Annotated in this window: 1 protein-coding gene; it reads left to right on the top strand. The window is 59.7% G+C overall.

The annotated features are described in order from the left end of the window. Positions 1-434, top strand: a 434-nt coding sequence (locus QEP12_RS16975) for a zonular occludens toxin domain-containing protein (protein ID WP_284214994.1), incomplete at both ends; no start/stop codon positions are given.

Raw genomic sequence — 434 nt, 5'->3', positions numbered from 1 at the left:
GTGGTGACAACCAAGGCCTCAAAGACTGGCACCTGTGGGCCAAGCCTGGCGCAGTCATAGTGTTCGACGAATTTCAGCGCGCCTGGCCACCACGGCCCAACGGCTCTAAAGTCCCCGACGAAATCCAAGCCCTGGACACCCACCGGCACATGGGCGTCGACTTCGTACTCATCACCCAAAACGTTATCAACACCGACCGCCACGTGCACGGCCTGGTCGGTCGCCACCTGCACGTTCGCCGCATGGCTAATTTGCCCTTGACCATCGTTTATGAGTGGGACCACTGCAGCCGCCAGTTGCTCTACGCCAAGAGCCTGACCAAGCAGACCTGGCGCTACGACAAAAAAGTCTTCAAGCTCTACCGCAGCGCAGACGCTCACACCAAGCAGCCCCGCAAAATTCCCGGCCTGGTCTGGTTTGTCCTGGTCGGCCTT

The sequence above is a fragment of the Comamonas jiangduensis genome, assembly GCF_030162955.1.
GTDB classification, from domain to species: domain Bacteria; phylum Pseudomonadota; class Gammaproteobacteria; order Burkholderiales; family Burkholderiaceae_C; genus Comamonas; species Comamonas jiangduensis.
This window is presented reverse-complemented; position numbering and strand designations above follow the sequence as displayed.